Annotated in this window: 15 protein-coding genes; 5 read left to right on the top strand and 10 right to left on the bottom strand. The window is 47.0% G+C overall.

The genetic code is table 11. The features are described from left to right. Positions 1-31 precede the first annotated feature (31 nt). A complete protein-coding gene (locus tag GC128_RS05140) occupies positions 32-535 on the bottom strand; it encodes a DUF1993 domain-containing protein (protein WP_134182823.1) in 504 nt (167 codons plus the stop codon). Between the two features lie 78 nt (positions 536-613). Continuing rightward, positions 614-1,003 (bottom strand): rhodanese-like domain-containing protein, encoded by a 390-nt coding sequence (locus GC128_RS05135; RefSeq protein WP_151993391.1) that lies wholly within the window; start codon positions 1,001-1,003, stop codon positions 614-616. Positions 1,004-1,114: 111 nt separating this feature from the next. Here GC128_RS05135 and ftrA point away from each other — a divergent pair, with 111 nt between their 5' ends. Both ftrA and GC128_RS05125 read left to right on the top strand, forming a co-directional pair. Further along, positions 1,115-2,104 carry a transcriptional regulator FtrA gene (gene ftrA, locus GC128_RS05130; RefSeq protein WP_151993390.1) on the top strand — a complete coding sequence of 330 codons (990 nt, stop codon included), beginning with the start codon at positions 1,115-1,117 and terminating at the stop codon, positions 2,102-2,104. 53 nt (positions 2,105-2,157) lie between these two features. Next, positions 2,158-2,520, top strand: a complete 363-nt coding sequence (locus GC128_RS05125; protein WP_151993389.1) for an RcnB family protein — start codon at positions 2,158-2,160, stop codon at positions 2,518-2,520. A gap of 52 nt (positions 2,521-2,572) precedes the next feature. Here GC128_RS05125 and GC128_RS05120 read toward each other — a convergent pair whose 3' ends face one another. Continuing rightward, positions 2,573-2,866, bottom strand: coding sequence for a hypothetical protein (locus GC128_RS05120; protein WP_151993388.1), 294 nt, complete (start codon positions 2,864-2,866; stop codon positions 2,573-2,575). 137 nt (positions 2,867-3,003) lie between these two features. Between GC128_RS05120 and GC128_RS05115 the strand changes: the two genes are divergently transcribed. Then, entirely contained in the window at positions 3,004-3,411 is a 408-nt protein-coding gene (locus GC128_RS05115) for a GFA family protein (RefSeq protein WP_151993387.1), read from the top strand. A gap of 50 nt (positions 3,412-3,461) precedes the next feature. Here GC128_RS05115 and GC128_RS05110 read toward each other — a convergent pair whose 3' ends face one another. Beyond that, positions 3,462-4,481: a DUF2157 domain-containing protein gene (locus GC128_RS05110; protein ID WP_151993386.1), complete on the bottom strand. Its 1,020-nt coding sequence runs from the start codon at positions 4,479-4,481 to the stop codon at positions 3,462-3,464. A 118-nt stretch (positions 4,482-4,599) separates the two neighbouring features. On the opposite strand from GC128_RS05110, the gene tam reads away from it, so the two are divergent. Continuing rightward, positions 4,600-5,355 (top strand): trans-aconitate 2-methyltransferase, encoded by a 756-nt coding sequence (tam, locus tag GC128_RS05105; protein WP_151993385.1) that lies wholly within the window; start codon positions 4,600-4,602, stop codon positions 5,353-5,355. Between the two features lie 166 nt (positions 5,356-5,521). On the opposite strand, the gene GC128_RS05100 is transcribed toward tam, so the two are convergent. From GC128_RS05100 to GC128_RS05080, 5 genes are all read right to left on the bottom strand, one after another. Beyond that, a complete protein-coding gene (locus GC128_RS05100) occupies positions 5,522-6,523 on the bottom strand; it encodes a fimbrial protein (protein ID WP_151993384.1) in 1,002 nt (333 codons plus the stop codon). A gap of 606 nt (positions 6,524-7,129) precedes the next feature. Continuing rightward, a complete protein-coding gene (locus tag GC128_RS05095; RefSeq protein ID WP_151993383.1) occupies positions 7,130-8,131 on the bottom strand; it encodes a fimbrial protein in 1,002 nt (333 codons plus the stop codon). Positions 8,132-8,729: 598 nt separating this feature from the next. After that, positions 8,730-9,716 (bottom strand): fimbrial protein, encoded by a 987-nt coding sequence (locus GC128_RS05090; protein WP_151993382.1) that lies wholly within the window; start codon positions 9,714-9,716, stop codon positions 8,730-8,732. A 620-nt stretch (positions 9,717-10,336) separates the two neighbouring features. Continuing rightward, entirely contained in the window at positions 10,337-11,314 is a 978-nt protein-coding gene (locus tag GC128_RS05085) for a fimbrial protein (RefSeq protein ID WP_151993381.1), read from the bottom strand. A gap of 653 nt (positions 11,315-11,967) precedes the next feature. Next, positions 11,968-12,408 (bottom strand): multidrug/biocide efflux PACE transporter, encoded by a 441-nt coding sequence (locus GC128_RS05080; protein ID WP_151993380.1) that lies wholly within the window; start codon positions 12,406-12,408, stop codon positions 11,968-11,970. Positions 12,409-12,507: 99 nt separating this feature from the next. Between GC128_RS05080 and GC128_RS05075 the strand changes: the two genes are divergently transcribed. Next, a complete protein-coding gene (locus GC128_RS05075) occupies positions 12,508-13,371 on the top strand; it encodes a LysR family transcriptional regulator (RefSeq protein ID WP_151993379.1) in 864 nt (287 codons plus the stop codon). A 34-nt stretch (positions 13,372-13,405) separates the two neighbouring features. On the opposite strand, the gene GC128_RS05070 is transcribed toward GC128_RS05075, so the two are convergent. Continuing rightward, positions 13,406-15,370 (bottom strand): peptidase U32 family protein, encoded by a 1,965-nt coding sequence (locus GC128_RS05070; protein WP_151993378.1) that lies wholly within the window; start codon positions 15,368-15,370, stop codon positions 13,406-13,408. Positions 15,371-15,392 lie beyond the last annotated feature (22 nt).

Below are 15,392 nucleotides of genomic sequence, written 5' to 3'. Positions count from 1 at the left end.
AACGCATCAGTAGCTCGAAGTATGACGAGTATTAGAAGATTGGGCCGACAAAATCACGCTTGCCTAACGGCACCCCCGCCTGGCGCAGGATGTCGTAAGCGGTAGTAAAGTGGAAATAGAAGTTCGGTGTAGCGAATTTGTACACGTAGTTGCGAGCGGTGAAACGCAATTCGTGTTCACGAGCCATCACAACAATTGGGCGCTCGTCGTCACCAGCGAGTTGCTCATCACTAATGCCTTTCATGAACTCAACCGTTGCTTTGATACGGGTCTGAAGCTGTTCAATAGTGGTTTCGTTATCTTCCATCACCGGAGCATCAACACCCGCCAGGCGAGCAACGGCACGTTTAGCCATATCGGTGGTAATTTGCACCTGACGCACCAACGGATACATATCTTCCGCCAGTGATGCAGTCAGCAGGCTCTCTTCCGTTTTGCCGTTCTCTTTCGCCCAGTTAGCCGCTTTCTCAAGGATTGCAGACAGGTTGCTTAGACCCAGGATGAACTGCGCATTGGTTTCACTGTAAATCGACATTGTGGCTTCCTTTAGATATGACAAATTTGAGGCAAAGACTACACCCTGTTAGCGCCCTGCGGATAGCAAATTCACGGCTCAGGCAAAGCTAAATCCTTCATCTGCCCAACCGGTGATTCCACCAATCATAATTTTCACCGGACGGCCCAGACGCGCCAGTTTTAACGCTGCGCGATCCGCACCGTTGCAATGTGGCCCGGCGCAATAAACCACGAATAAAGTATCGGCGGGCCATTCGGCCATGCGTTCAGCCGACATATCGCGATGGCGCAAATGCAACGCGCCCGGAATATGGCGACGGGTGAATGCTTCAGGGGAGCCGACAACATGCAGCAGAACAAAATCCATATCTTCATCTTTCATCGCGCTATGGACATCATCGCAGTCTGTTTCGAGACACAAACGCTGGAGAAAATGAGCAGCGGCGATTTCTGGGGCGGCGGCTGGATAGTCAGTAACGTAACTCATAAATACTCCTCATGACGGTGAGATCTCACTATAGAGTGCAGCGTGTAGCTTGACGTATGGCAGAAATGACAGATAACGTGAAGATCATGACAATCGTTCGGGATTCCCCCTTTGCAAAACCCTCTAGTTGTTGCGCTGGCATATGACGGTCTGTGTACCTTTGAATTTGGTGTCGTTGTTGAAGTGTTTGGCCTGCCGCGTCCGGAAATGGGTGATAACTGGTATCGGTTTGCGGTCGCAAGAATCGAACCAGGCGAGCTTAGAGCGACCGGCGGTATCCGACTGGCGGTCGATGGTGGTCTTTCTTTGTTGGAAGACGCCGGAACAATTATTGTGCCCGGCTGGCGAGGCGTCGATGAGCCGGTTCCACCACAGTTGTGCGAAGCGTTACGCACGGCACATTCACGCGGTGCGCGGATTATGTCGATATGCTCAGGCGTATTCGTGCTGGCAGCCAGCGGCCTGCTCGATGGGTTACAAGCCTCAACCCACTGGCGTTATACCGAAAAACTTCAGCAACGCTATCCTGCCATTCAGGTGATGCCAGATGTGTTGTATATCGATAACGGATCGGTGCTGACCTCTGCCGGAAGCGCCGCCGGTATCGATTTGAGTTTGCATCTGGTACGGCGTGATTATGGCCAGGCTGCCGCAAACAGCGTGGCGCGTCGCCTGGTCGTACCCCCGCATCGCGTTGGCGGGCAGGCTCAGTTTATCGAACAACCTATTCCAGTTGCCTATGAGAGCAAGCGTCTAAGCCCACTGTTCGATTATCTGCAAATCCATCTGGCTGATGAACACTCTGTAGAGTCGCTGGCGGTGTTTACCGGCATGAGTCCGAGAACATTTTTACGCCGTTTTGCCGCAACAACCGGCACCACGCCCGCACGCTGGCTGCTGAATATGCGCCTGGCGCGCTGTCGGGATTTACTGGAAATCAGCACACTCTCCATTGATGAAATTGCCGAGCGTGTCGGATTTGGCAGTGCGGCAACCCTGCGCCACCATTTCCGCGCTAAGTTCTCCACCACACCCGCCGCATACCGCAAGTCATTTACTTCAAGTAACGAAAAATTGATTATCACCAGTGAAACAACGTGATAGAGATAACGGCATTATTTGAAAGTTAGCAGATGAATGTATCTGGAGAAGATATGCGTAAATTGAATGTGTTTGTTTTTTCTGTGGCCCTGATGGCCGGTTCTTTGCCATTGGCGATGACTGCTCAAGCAGCTGATGCGCCTACTGTCGCACCTGTGCCAGCCGCTCCACAGCCAGCTTCCTCGTTTGAAATTCAAGAATTTCATGCCGATTACAAGCCATTTAAAATTGGCGACATCGTGCCTGATTTATACCGCACGAAGCCTTACCAGATTGATGCCTGGCAAATCAGGCACCTTCCAGCACCAGAAGCGGGAAGCCACTGGACGTACATGGGCGGGAATTATGTGTTGATTACCGACGCGGAAGGGAAGATTTTACGCGCCATGAAAGGCGAAATTTTTTACGGTCACTAATAGCACAAACCCCGGTCATAGCACCGGGGTTTGGGTTTCTAACAAGCGTTAATTAAGCGCGCAGCATGGCTTTAATCTTCGAGTAAGCGTGCTCAAAAATCATATCCGTCGTACACATAAAGACAATCACATCACCTGACTCGCACTCGTCGAGCGCTTCGTTTAATTCCGCATCGAAATCTTTAGATAACTGCGGCATCAACATCTGCATATCGCCCGGGTAATCCTCATCTTCATCGGGTGGCATATCGTCAATTTTCGAGCCACGCACCACATAAATCAGCAGATTTTTATCGTTGGACGTGATTGGGACGCGCAAATATTTACCCGTTGGATGCTTAGCCATATCGTTACCTTTTGTTGATAGCTGTAAATTCCGCGCTATCCTCGCAAAAGATGACGCGAAAAGACAGCCTGAGCGTAATGACAAGATTCAGTTAACCACTAAACTCAGGTGAATTAAAAATCTGGACTGAGGTGGCTATGCAACAAAAAGTTTCTGCTCAATGTCATTGTGGTGCTGTCGCTTTTACCGTCGAACTTAGCGATGGTTTTAACACTATCCGCCGCTGTAACTGTTCATTTTGCCGTATGCGCGGCGCAGTTGCTGTCTCTGCTCCGCTGTCGGGGATTAAGATTACTAAAGGACAGGATAAACTCACCGAATATCGTTTTAACACCGGAGCGGCGGTGCATTTCTTCTGTTCCGTGTGCGGGATTTATACTTTTCACCAGCGCCGCTCAAACCCTGAGCAATATGGCGTGAATGTCGCCTGCATTGAAGGCGTTTCGCCTTTCGACTTCCCGAAAGTCACGGTGATGGATGGCGTCCATCACCCGAAAGATGGTGGCGGTGGCGTGGCCGGGTATCTGACTTTTACATCTGAGTGATTTTTGCCATTCGCGGGCGGGTAATGTTGTGCTTACCCGCCCGGCGACTGTCACTTCTCCCCTGGCTGCCAAATCTTCTCGGCATAGCGCCCGACAAGGGCCAGCGAGATGGCGAGCAGTAAGAAGAAAATCACTTTATTAGTGTCGTCCCAGAACATTTCGAAATAGCGGGTGTAGAGGTTAATACCGAGGAACGTTAGGCCAAATCCGCGCAGCATTCCATCGTCTGTTTTCAGGCTAATCCAGATACATGTCCCTGCTGCCAGGGCGAATAGCAATGACCAGTGCAGCAGTTCAATCTGGCGCACACTTTGCCATATATCCAAATCGTAATTGCCAAAGATCGACAAAATCCACAAAGCGATAAACAGATACAGCAGCCCCATCGCTTTGCTGACTGCAAACACGTTACGTTGCAGCAAAGGTTTTTTAAGCAGGTAACATGCCGCGAGTAACACCCCGCCGAATAATACAAAACGAATTGGGTAGTTCATACCGAGCCAATAAGCGCCCCAACCGGAAGAATAGCCTGTGGATGCCCCGAAATAGCTGCCTAATGCCAGCAGGAAAAATAGCCAGATAAGACCCGAGCGGCTCAGGTAGCCAATGACGCCGTAAATCGCGCAGCCGAGTAAAAATAGCGGTGCTACATTTCCGCTGCCGTTATCAAACGCCATGCCGAGCTGCCATAAAAATAGCGCGGTGAATAATACGCCCAGGAACAGAATGGCCTCATTGCTGTAGCGTTTATCCGGCGTCTGTCTCTGGCGGTAGAATCCCCAGCAATAAAAGGCGACAGCGATAAGCAGCAAAATGACCGCGCGCGTGAGGTAGCCAAAATTAAATAGCAACGCCATCAAATATTCATCAGCAACCAGGCTGCCCATCGCGATAATAAAGCAGGCCAACGCTATCCAGAATGCATAGCGGCTCATTCGTTGCCAGTCGAACAGTTGAACCGAGAGATTTTGTTGCAAACGCTGCTGTTCAGAGGCATCAATCACCCCCTCCTGACGCCAGCCCTCCAGTGTGCGCTTGACGATCTTTTCCTGTTTGCGAGTCACTTTCATAGCGGTTTTCCTTACCTGAGTTTAGTCACTACGTTACAGTAATTAATCAGATTCTAAACCATGCACAATTTCTTAATTCATCACTACGCTTAATGCAATTAAGTCACAGGAGAAAGCTATGCAGGACTGGAACCCCGCGCTTTACTTGCAGTTTGCAGCTGAACGTACGCGCCCGGCAGCAGAACTCGCCGCGCGCATTCAACACCCCGACGCAAAACATATTGCCGATTTAGGCTGCGGCCCAGGCAACAGTACCGCTTTACTGCATCAGGCCTTTCCGGATGCAACTGTGACCGGCATCGATAGCTCTCCGGCGATGTTGGAAAAAGCTCGCGCCGCCCTGCCCAATTGCCAGTTTGAACAGGCTGATGTGACATCCTGGACGCCGGCGGTAAAGCAAGATGTTATCTATGCTAATGCGTCATTGCAGTGGGTAAGCAACCATCCAGAACTGTTTCCCCACCTGGCGGCTCAGCTTGCCGAAAATGGAGTTTTAGCGGTGCAAATGCCGGATAATTGGCAGGAGCCAACGCATACATTAATGCGCCAGGTCGCTGCTGAATTGGGGAACCCTGACTCCGGGCGAGAAGCGTTGTTACCTGCACAACAGTATTACGATTTGCTGGCACAATCGGGTTGTGCGGTGGATATCTGGCGTACAACCTATTTCCACGTAATGCCATCAGCACAGGCGATTATTGAATGGTTGAGTTCTACCGGTTTACGGCCTTATCTGGCAAACCTCGATGCCATCGAACAGGAGTCGTTTCTTGAACGCTACCATCAGCGATTAAAACAGGCTTACCCTCCGCAGAAGGATGGCAGCATACTGCTGTTATTTCCGAGACTGTTTATCGTTGCCCGGAAATCTTGATTGACTTCAATCGCAGCGGCGGTAGCTAGTCGAATACCGACCGTAGGTCACTCCCTCACACACTGTGAATTTTGCTGAAATAATCGTAATGAAAACATCCCTTATGGCGGTATTGGGCGCTGACCTATGGCTTTATTTCGCTTAAAACCGAATAACCAACCTTTCATTATTTATAATCAAAGGTGACTTCCGTACTGGCCGTGATGAGCCCACCGTGTACATCCATTAAATCCTTACCGTTGTAGTAGTAATAGGCGTTGTAATTGAGTGATTCGTGCTCCTGAGAACTTTCAATCACCTCGTTAGTGACGCCCAGCTTAACGGGCGTGCTGCCAGAGACTATCTGTATGCCTATATTTTCATTACCGGGCGTCGTGTTGGCTAAAACATCATCTTTATCAGGCATTTTAGTGCCGTTAAAGGTTACCGATACCCCAGTCATGGACACACAATTTAAATCCATGCGGAAACTTTTAGTCACCTTATCAACTCGCCCATCCCCTTTGTGACGTAAATCCTCACGGTCAATACTCGGCAGGGTAACGTCATTATCAAACCTTTCAATCTGACAGGTATATCGAGGTACAACCACGGGGGCACCCAGTTTAAAGACCCAGGTCACTCGCCAGCTAGGCTGCCATACCCCACTACCCCGCATTTCTCCATATATTCTGGCAATTTCAGTGCCCGCTGGTATATCTGCCACATTATTCCAGTCACCGGGAGCGACTCGCTTAAGACCAATTTTCGCGTCTATAGGCAGTGTAACTTCTGCATCAGAACCTCTAATGGTGCATTTGTTATCGGGCCAGAAACAGGTACTTTGCAAAAAGCTAAACTCCTCGCCACCACTCACAAAATAGCCTTCATAGCCAAGTCTGGCAAAGGTGGGGGCAATATCAGCAGGTATGCCCTTTAAACCGTCCTTAAACCTCGGCCCCGGTGAACCTTTGCATGATGCGTACTTACTCATGTCGGAGATAATAACTTCATCAACTGTTTTACTCAAAACTATCGGATCGACAATTACCACAAAAGTCGCCGATCCATTATAGACAGACTGACCATTACTATAACAGGTAAAAGCCAGCGCGCTTTTAGGGATAAACAGCATTGTTGTGGCTAACAATGGTAAGCAAAATAGCAAAAGCAGTCTTTTTATCATCATGTGTATTTCACTATTGTTACAAGTATATTAACTAAACAGATCAATATAATTTAAATGGGAGGGAGAGAATAAATCAGGCTACAGATGAAAATATAATACTGGATTTCTAAATGATTTCAAGTAGTGAGATTCTTAAAATATTCGTTGTGGGCAAGTCAGATATCTTGCGCACTTACTTATTACCGGCTCAAAGCATTAAACACTAAAAACTTCAACGTAGTTATTTTTATGTTTATAATACAGAAAACTGACATCATTCAAACAATTACACACCCCTCCACGAAATCAATAATATATTGATCCAATTTTGGATTTTAAGAAAAGAATTAATCATCAACCTCTTATTAACAGGTGGGGTATTTATATTTGCACATTGCCTACCATTTTTAACAACCCGGCACTGTCATTAAATATCTGGCTCTCAAGATTGTAAATTAATGCCAACATTAACAAACTATTATATTTAACATTTCACAAGTAAACACCCGGGCGCAGTTATCCATTAACTCTTTCACCTGCCACTCAAGAAGGAAGTTCGCAGTTAAAGCTCATTCATTGGCAGGCAACGCCCTCACATGCTGCTAATTTCGCTGAAAACCGAATACGTTATTTATAATCAAAGATCACTTCCGTACTGGCCGTGATGAGCCCACCGTGTACATCCATTAAATCCTTACCGTTGTAGTAATAATAGGCGTTGTAATTGAGTGATTCGTGCTCCTGGGAACTTTCAATCACCTCGTTAGTGACGCCCAGCTTAACGGGTGTGCTGCCAGAGACTATCTGTATGCCTATATTTTCATTACCGGGCGTCGTGTTGGCTAAAACATCATCTTTATCAGGCATTTTAGTGCCGTTAAAGGTTACCGATACCCCAGTCCCGGACGCGCAGCTTAAATCCATGCGGAAACTTTTAGTCACCTTATCAATTCGCCCATCCCCTTTGTGACGTAAATCCTCACGGTCAATACTCGGCAGGGTAACGTCATTATCAAACCTTTCAATCTGACAGGTATATCGAGGTATAACCACGGGGGCACCCAGTTTAAAGACCCAGGTCAATCGCCAGCTAGGTTGCCATGCCCCCATACCCCGCATTTCCCCATAAATTCTGGCGATTTCAGTACCCGCAGGCAGATCTTCCGCATTATTCCAGTCACCGGGAGCGACTCGCTTAAGACCAATTCTCGCGTCAATGGGCAGTGTAATTTCTTTATCAGTACTAGAAATGGTGCATTTGTTATCGGGCCAGAAACAGGTACTTTGCAAAAATGAATTATCCTCACCACCACTCTCAAAATAACCTTCATAACCAAGTTTGGCAAAGGTTGGTGAGATGTCTGCAGGTATGCCAGTTAAAGCGTCCTTAAAGGTCGGCCCCGTTGAGCCTTTGCATGATGCGTACTTGCTCATGTCACTGATAATGATCTTATCAACTGTTTTATCCAAAACAACCGGATCAACATACACGACAAAAGTCGCCGCTCCATTATAGACAGACTGGCCATTACTATAACACGTAAAAGCCAGCGCGCTTTTAGGGATAAAAAGCATTATTGTGACTGACAGCGGCAAGAAAAATAGTCGAAACAGTCTTTTTATCATCATATGAGTTCACTAGTTTCGTTACAATTACATTAACCCAGTATAGGGAAATACGATTTAAAAGGAAGGAGTAGGTAATGCATGACTTAGCGATATTAAGTCACTTCTGAACAGTTTCAAGTGGTAAGATTCTTAAAAAATGTTTACGGCAACGGGTCAGCCGTCATGTGCGAATATTCCCCACCCGTACAACGCATTGAAAATTGGTTAATCTTATATTTATCACAAAGATACCTGGCACCACGTAAATAATGATAATTACCTCGTGAATTTATTAATCCAATTTTGGATTATAAGAAAAAAAATTATCTTACGACCTTTATTCACAAGACACATTAAATTTCCCTCATCATATTTTACTATTTTTTAACCACCTGGTTTCGTTGTCAAATAGTAATGCCTCAAGAACCCTGCGGCTTGGAAAAAGTGTTAGCTATTGAAGAGGGATTAATGGCAGCATACTACTGTTATTTCCGAGGCTGTTTATCATTGCCCGGAAAATATAATGCAGTAAGCCCTGCATCAGATTAAACAGCCGATACAGGGCTTACAGAAAAGTGAAGTGAACGGTAGCGGAACTTAACACACCACCCGAAACACTTTATTTATAATTAAAAGTAAAGACTGCGGAAGCTGTCACCAGCCCGCCGCGCACACCGCCATTGTTATCCTTGTAATAATAATATGCGTCATAAGCTAAGGTTTGGCTCGCCAAAGCGCTGCTCATGATTTGTGTTTCTGGTCCATTGAATGTCAGCGCGTTAGATCCAGAAAAGACCTGAATTCCCACATTGTCATTGCCCGGAGTGGTATTAACGAGAACATCATCCGTTCCTGACATCGTGCTTCCAGTATAGGCAACGGAAACAATGGTTTCGGGGGTGCAATCTAAAAGGATGTTAAAGGTTTTTTTTGCCCCCAAATACCTGCCGCCACCGCCGTTACGAAGGGTCCAGGCATCAACCGGCGGCAATGTTACAGTAGTTACCGAATCTGGCATGGTCGCATTGCAGGTATAACTTGGTATGACCAGAGGGCTGGCTAAAACAAATTTCCAGATTTTATTCCAGCCCCAGGTGCTAAAAGATCGTTGTTGCACGCTGATACTGGCAATTTCCGCCCCCTGGGGGATGGTAATTCCCTGCGTCACTAAAGAGGTACTTCGCATGCCAATTTTAATTTTCAGCGGTGAGGTAATATTTCCAAGGTTACCGCACTGCGTATTTGGCCAAACGCAGGAAATTCCTACTGGAGCGTTGATTTGAGTGCTATCGGCATTTATGACAAACCCCGAGTAGCCTTTTGCCATCAACAGTGGCGAAATACTCATATCATAGATACGCAGTGCGTCATATGTAGATGCACCTGTCGCCCCACCACAGGTGGTGTACTGGGCAAGATCGGTAATGATAAAACCATCCCCCGACCTTGTTAGCGTGACGTTAACCGGAATATTGAAAGTCCCCGCTCCGCCGGCTGAGACTCCAGCAGAGGTACAGTAAAAAGCCTGTGCTGGTTTAGGGATAAACAGTATTATTGTGGCTAATAACAATAAGTAAAATAGTAAAAACAGCCTTTTTATCATCATATGTACTTCACTATTGTTTAAATAATGACTGCGCAAATCAGTATTATTTGAGGGTAAGAAAAAATATTATTCAACAATAAGTCAACCACGATACGTGATTTCTAAATGGTTTCAAGTAGTGAGATTCTTAAAATATCCCTTATGGCGACAAATCAAAGGGCATCTATAGATATTCATTACCGGTTCGACGTATTAAAAACGACAACCCAAATGATGGATAACCTTTTGTTCATCATAAAAATACTTCGCACCACTGATGGTTATAATATTAAATCCATACAATCCAGGATTTATTAATCCAATTTTGGATTAAAAGAAAAACATTTATCTTCCGATCTTTATTTACAAGACACATTAAATCCCCCTCATCATATTTTACTATTTTTTAACCACCTGGTTTCGTTATCAAATAGTAATACCTCAAGAACCCTGCGGCTTGGAAAAAGTGTTAGCTATTGAAGAGGGATTAATGGCAGCATACTACTGTTAGTTCCGAGACTGTTTATCATTGCCCGGAAAATATAATGCAGTAAGCCCTGTATCAGATTAAACAGCCGATACAGGGCTTAGAGAAAAGTGAAGTGAACGGTAGCGGAACTTAACACACCACCCGAAACACTTTATTTATAATTAAAAGTGAAGACTGCGGAAGCTGTCACCAGCCCGCCGCGCACACCGCCATCCCTGTAATAATAATACGCGTCATAAGCGAGGGTTTGGGTAGACAACGCGCTAGCTATGAATGGTGTGTCGGGTCCGTTAAAAGTGAGTACGTTAGATCCATAAAAGACCTGAATTCCCACGTTGTTATTACCCGGCGTGGTATTCAGGAGAACATCGTTCCTTCCTGACATCGTGCTTGCGCTATAGGTGACGGAAACGAGTGTTTCAGGTTCGCATTCCAAAGTGATGTAAAATGTTTTTTTTGCCCCCGAGTACCTGCCACCCCCGCCGTAGCGAAGGGCCGCAGCATCAACCGGCGGCAATGTCACCGTAGTTACCGAGTCAGGCATGGTCGCATTGCAGGTATAACTGGGTATGACCAGAGGGCTGGCTAAAACAAATTTCCAGATTTTATTCCAGCCCCAGGTGCTAAAAGATCGTTGTTGCACACTGATACTGGCAATTTCCGTACCCTGGGGGATGGTAATTCCTTGCGTCACTAAAGAGGTACTTCGCATGCCAATTTTAATTTTCAGCGGTGAGGTAATATATCCAAGATTACCGCACTTCGTATTTGGCCAAACGCAGGAAATGCCTATTGGGGCGTTCATCTGGATGGTATCGGCTATGACAAAACCCGAGTAGCCTTTTGCTGTAAACAGTGGCGAAATACTCATATCGTAGATGCGCAGTGCATCATAATAAGACGCACCAGTGTATCCATTACAGGTGGTGTACTGGGCAAGATCGGTAATGATAAAACCATCCCCCGACCTTGTTAGCGTTACGTTAACCGGAATGTTGAAAGTCCCAGCCCCCCCGACGTTGACTCCAGCAGAGGTGCAGCTAAAAGCTTGCGCTGGCTTAGGAATAGACAATATTATTGTGGCTAACAACAGTAGAAAACATAGTAAAAAAAACCTTTTTATCGTCATATGGGTTTCACTATTGTTTAAATAATAACTCAGCAAATCAATATTGTTTGAGGGCGAAAAAAAATATTTACTACTAAGTAAAACACGATACGTGATTTCTAAATGGTTTCAAGTAGTGAGATTCTTAAAATACCTCTTATGGCGACAAATCAGAGGCATATGCACATACTTATTACCTGTTCGTCGCATTGATGATGATAAATCCAGCACTAGATAAACTTCTGTTTATTATAAAGATACTTCGCATTGCTGAAGTAACAACATTCAAACCCATACAATTAGTAATTTATTAATCTAATTTAAGGATTTAAGAGAGCAATTAATTAATCGTTTTTTAATCGGCAAAAAACACCACAACCTTTAATTATATTTTACTATTTTTAACCACTTAATTTCGTTATTAATTAATAATACTTTAAAATCCCTGCGGCTCATAAAGTGTGTTCGCTGATCCTAATTCCATTGTTTCTACCTATCGTCCTTCGCGAGCTGCCTCTTTGTTGGTCACGCTCAATCACCCAACAAATCTGCCGAGCACAGATTTGAACGCAGCGTCCAGAAGGGTTGGGTCTAAGGAAGGCCACTACTGATGGAAGCTCATAGGGATTGATGAGAGACTCCTGCCTCTCACCGCACACCACCCGCCGGTTGCACTATTTTGTCGAGGAAGCCGGGCACTGTATCCAGCGAGCACGCAGGGTGTCGTACACCCAGTTATAAATTACGGTATACGGCAGGAAGAATAGGAAGAACCCGATCTCGACCATAAACGCCTGCAATAGAGAAATATCCAGCATCCAGGCCGCCAGCGGCAGGCCAATCAGGATAAAGCCCCCTTCAAAGCCCAGCGCGTGAGCGACGCGCAGTGGCAAGCGGCGTTTTTGCCCTATCGGGAAAATTTTATCGAACCCGGCGTTATAAATGATGTTCCACACCATGGCTACGGTTGAAAGCATTACTGCCAGCGCACCCATCTGAAACAGAGGTTTATCCATAATCCACGCTGCTAACGGCGCACAAATCGCAATCGCGATAACTTCAAAACCCACCGCATGCAGGATGCGTTCGGCAAATGTTCTCTTTTGAGACTGCATAACTAACTCCAGACGAAATAAAAGCAATATGGCTCTGCGTATTATTATCGCTATTAGTGATAGTATTAAGTTAATAGCCATCGAGAAAAGCGATAGACGATGAAATATTCCCCCGAATCCCTCGAAGCCTTCTTACATGCGGTTGAAACCGGTTCGTTTTCTGCGGCGGCTCGTAAGCTAAAGAAAAGCCAGTCGACGATAAGCAGTGCGATTGCAAATCTCGAGGCCGACCTGGGCGTGATCTTATTTGATCGCCAGAGTCGTCAACCCGTATTGACTGACCAGGGAAAACACGTTTTGCCCTATATACAGTCAATACTTGCGGCAAGCGAAAGGCTCAATGAAGTCTCGGTACGCCTTGCAGGCAACGTTGAGCCGCGTCTGAGTTTTGTGCTCTCTGATGTCTGGCAAACTTCACACCACGAATCGATTCTCCAGCGTTTTTCACAGCGCTTTCCCGATATCGAATTCGAGTGTCTGATGGCTGAGGATGAAGACGTTATCGACCTGATACAAATTGGCCGTGCGCATGTCGGCGTCTTGCGGGTACAACCGCGCTACCCGGTGGATGTAACGGTGGCTCGTTTGCAGGTCGGTGCGGAGATGGCGATTTTTATTCACCGCCAGCATGAGTTGGCCCGTCAGCCTGCGGTTGAAATGGACATGCTACAGACTGAACGCCAGCTCTGTTTGAGCACCTTTACCGATCCGACTCGCAATAAAAGCGGTGGCCCGATGTGGTCATCACCATCGTTATTGATGCTATTGGAAATGGCAGAGCAAGGGTTTGGCTGGGGAATTTTGCCGCGCTGGCTGGTGGAGCAATTTGGTCATGGGATCTTGCAGGAGTTACCTATTGCGGGTTGGCCCCAGCGCATTGATGTGGATGTTTTGTGGTCAAATAAAACGCCGCCAGGCCCTGCGGGGAGATGGATGATTGATCAGTTGCGGGCACAGAATTAAAAAGAGAGGGCATTGGATGCCCTCTCTTTATGGCTTACTTGTTGCGCTTCGGCATCGTCTTTAGCAATTCATCCGGGCTGATGGACGCCACAACATCGCTGCCTGGTAATGGCATCTTGAGAATGTGGTTCTTCATCTTGCCGATCACGTGCATCTCGCACGGTTTGCAGTCAAATTTCAGCGTCAGCACTTCATCCTGATGCACCAACTGCATTGGCGTGGCTTTCCAGCTTTTTACTGAACCTTTCGCCTGTTTCGGGCACAAGTTAAACGCAAAGCGCAGACAGTGTTTAGTTATCATTACCGGCACTTCACCCTTTTCTTCGTGGGCTTCATAAGCGGCATCAATCAGTTTTACGCCATAACGCTGATAAAACTCACGCGCTTTATGGTTGTAAACGTTGGCGAGGAACGTCAAATGCTCATCTGGATAGACCGGTGGCGGAACGCTAACCGGTTTACGGGTGCCGCGCTGATACTGTTGCAGGCGCGCATCGGTCAGCTCGTCAATAGCTTCACGGCGCAGTTGATTCAACTGGCTGTTTGGTACGAACAATGCCGCGGGAAGATTTAACTCTACTTTTCGCGCCTGGTACATGGTTTGACCCAGTTTAGTCAGGCCGTCACGTAGGTTCGAGTACGCTTTTTCCGGGTTATTCGCCACTTCGAACTGCCCTTCCAGCGTTTTAGTTACACTGACTCCATCTTCACTGGTGAGGGTTAAAATCAGCTGTTCTTCCCAACCGCCTAGCTCCAAATCCACCGCAATACGGCGTTCGCTGGAGGTCTTCGTCAACGCCTGCTGCCAGTTATGGTCAAGGTTACGGTTGAGTGGATGGTTCGGGCGCACATTTTTCAGTGTTTCCGGCATCTCATTTGGCCAGACGCGATACTGATTTTTACCGGTTTTCTCCACCGTATTAGCACGGAAGCCAACAATATCGCGCTTGATCAGCACGTTCAGACCATCACCATTGGTCAAAGTGTCGGTCACGCTAACATCCAGGAAGTCTTTACCCACCTTCAGGACCTCACCTATCGGTAAGCCGATATATTTTGGTGAATCAAAAGCGCCGATATCTATTTTGCGCTCATTCACGAAGTAGTCTGTGCTGCCACGGTGGAAGGTTTTATCCGGTGACGGGATAAAGAAATGCGAAGTCTTGCCAGCGGAAGCACGAACCAAATCGGTGCGCTGCTCCATTAATTCATCCAGCAACTGGCGATAATAAGCGGTGATATTTTTCACATAGCTCATATCTTTGTAGCGCCCTTCAATTTTGAAGGAACGCACGCCAGCATCTACCAATGCAGCAAGGTTGGCGCTTTGGTCGTTATCTTTCATCGACAACAGATGTTTTTCATAGGCCACTACGCGGCCCTGATCGTCTTTCAGTGTGTACGGCAAACGGCAAGCCTGGGAGCAATCACCTCGGTTTGCGCTGCGCCCGGTCTGGGCGTGGGAAATATTACATTGCCCTGAATAGGCCACACATAGCGCGCCATGAATAAAGAACTCAATAGTCGCATCAACGTTTTCGTGAATAGCGCGGATTTGGTTGAGGTTCAACTCGCGCGCCAGAACGATTTGCGAGAAGCCCGCATCAGACAGGAATTTTGCTTTTTCTACGCTGCGAATGTCGCACTGAGTGCTGGCATGAATTTCAATCGGCGGCAGATCCATTTCCAGCACGCCCATATCTTGCACAATCAGCGCATCAACGCCCACCTGATACAGGTCGTGGATCATACGACGTGCAGGTTCCAGTTCGTTGTCATGCAGGATGGTGTTGAGCGTAACAAAAATCTTCGCCCCATAACGGTGAGCAAACGGCACCAGTTCAGCAAGATCTTGCAGACTGTTGCCGGCATTATGGCGAGCGCCAAAGCCAGGCCCACCGATGTAGACCGCATCCGCGCCATGCAGAATGGCTTCGCGGGCGATGGAGGTGTCACGGGCTGGGCTGAGTAATTCAAGATGATTGGCGTGCAGGCGCATAGTGGGTCTATTTCTATGTTAT

The sequence above is a fragment of the Buttiauxella massiliensis genome, assembly GCF_902500225.1.
In the GTDB taxonomy this organism is placed as follows: Bacteria; Pseudomonadota; Gammaproteobacteria; order Enterobacterales; family Enterobacteriaceae; genus Buttiauxella; species Buttiauxella massiliensis.
Note: the sequence above shows the minus strand (reverse complement) of the source record. Positions and strands in the feature narration are given on the sequence as shown.

What these genes read in the sequence shown, in the direction of transcription:
- GC128_RS05075 (WP_151993379.1), top strand. Translation starts at nt 12,508, where the DNA reads ATGAAATATTCCCCCGAATCCCTCGAAGCCTTCTTACATGCGGTTGAA.
- GC128_RS05140 (WP_134182823.1), bottom strand. Translation starts at nt 535, where the DNA reads ATGTCGATTTACAGTGAAACCAATGCGCAGTTCATCCTGGGTCTAAGC.
- GC128_RS05080 (WP_151993380.1), bottom strand. Translation starts at nt 12,408, where the DNA reads ATGCAGTCTCAAAAGAGAACATTTGCCGAACGCATCCTGCATGCGGTG.
- GC128_RS05100 (WP_151993384.1), bottom strand. Translation starts at nt 6,523, where the DNA reads ATGATGATAAAAAGACTGCTTTTGCTATTTTGCTTACCATTGTTAGCC.
- GC128_RS05070 (WP_151993378.1), bottom strand. Translation starts at nt 15,370, where the DNA reads ATGCGCCTGCACGCCAATCATCTTGAATTACTCAGCCCAGCCCGTGAC.
- GC128_RS05125 (WP_151993389.1), top strand. Translation starts at nt 2,158, where the DNA reads ATGCGTAAATTGAATGTGTTTGTTTTTTCTGTGGCCCTGATGGCCGGT.
- GC128_RS05120 (WP_151993388.1), bottom strand. Translation starts at nt 2,866, where the DNA reads ATGGCTAAGCATCCAACGGGTAAATATTTGCGCGTCCCAATCACGTCC.
- GC128_RS05115 (WP_151993387.1), top strand. Translation starts at nt 3,004, where the DNA reads ATGCAACAAAAAGTTTCTGCTCAATGTCATTGTGGTGCTGTCGCTTTT.
- GC128_RS05090 (WP_151993382.1), bottom strand. Translation starts at nt 9,716, where the DNA reads ATGATGATAAAAAGGCTGTTTTTACTATTTTACTTATTGTTATTAGCC.
- GC128_RS05135 (WP_151993391.1), bottom strand. Translation starts at nt 1,003, where the DNA reads ATGAGTTACGTTACTGACTATCCAGCCGCCGCCCCAGAAATCGCCGCT.
- GC128_RS05095 (WP_151993383.1), bottom strand. Translation starts at nt 8,131, where the DNA reads ATGATGATAAAAAGACTGTTTCGACTATTTTTCTTGCCGCTGTCAGTC.
- GC128_RS05085 (WP_151993381.1), bottom strand. Translation starts at nt 11,314, where the DNA reads ATGACGATAAAAAGGTTTTTTTTACTATGTTTTCTACTGTTGTTAGCC.
- tam (WP_151993385.1), top strand. Translation starts at nt 4,600, where the DNA reads ATGCAGGACTGGAACCCCGCGCTTTACTTGCAGTTTGCAGCTGAACGT.
- GC128_RS05110 (WP_151993386.1), bottom strand. Translation starts at nt 4,481, where the DNA reads ATGAAAGTGACTCGCAAACAGGAAAAGATCGTCAAGCGCACACTGGAG.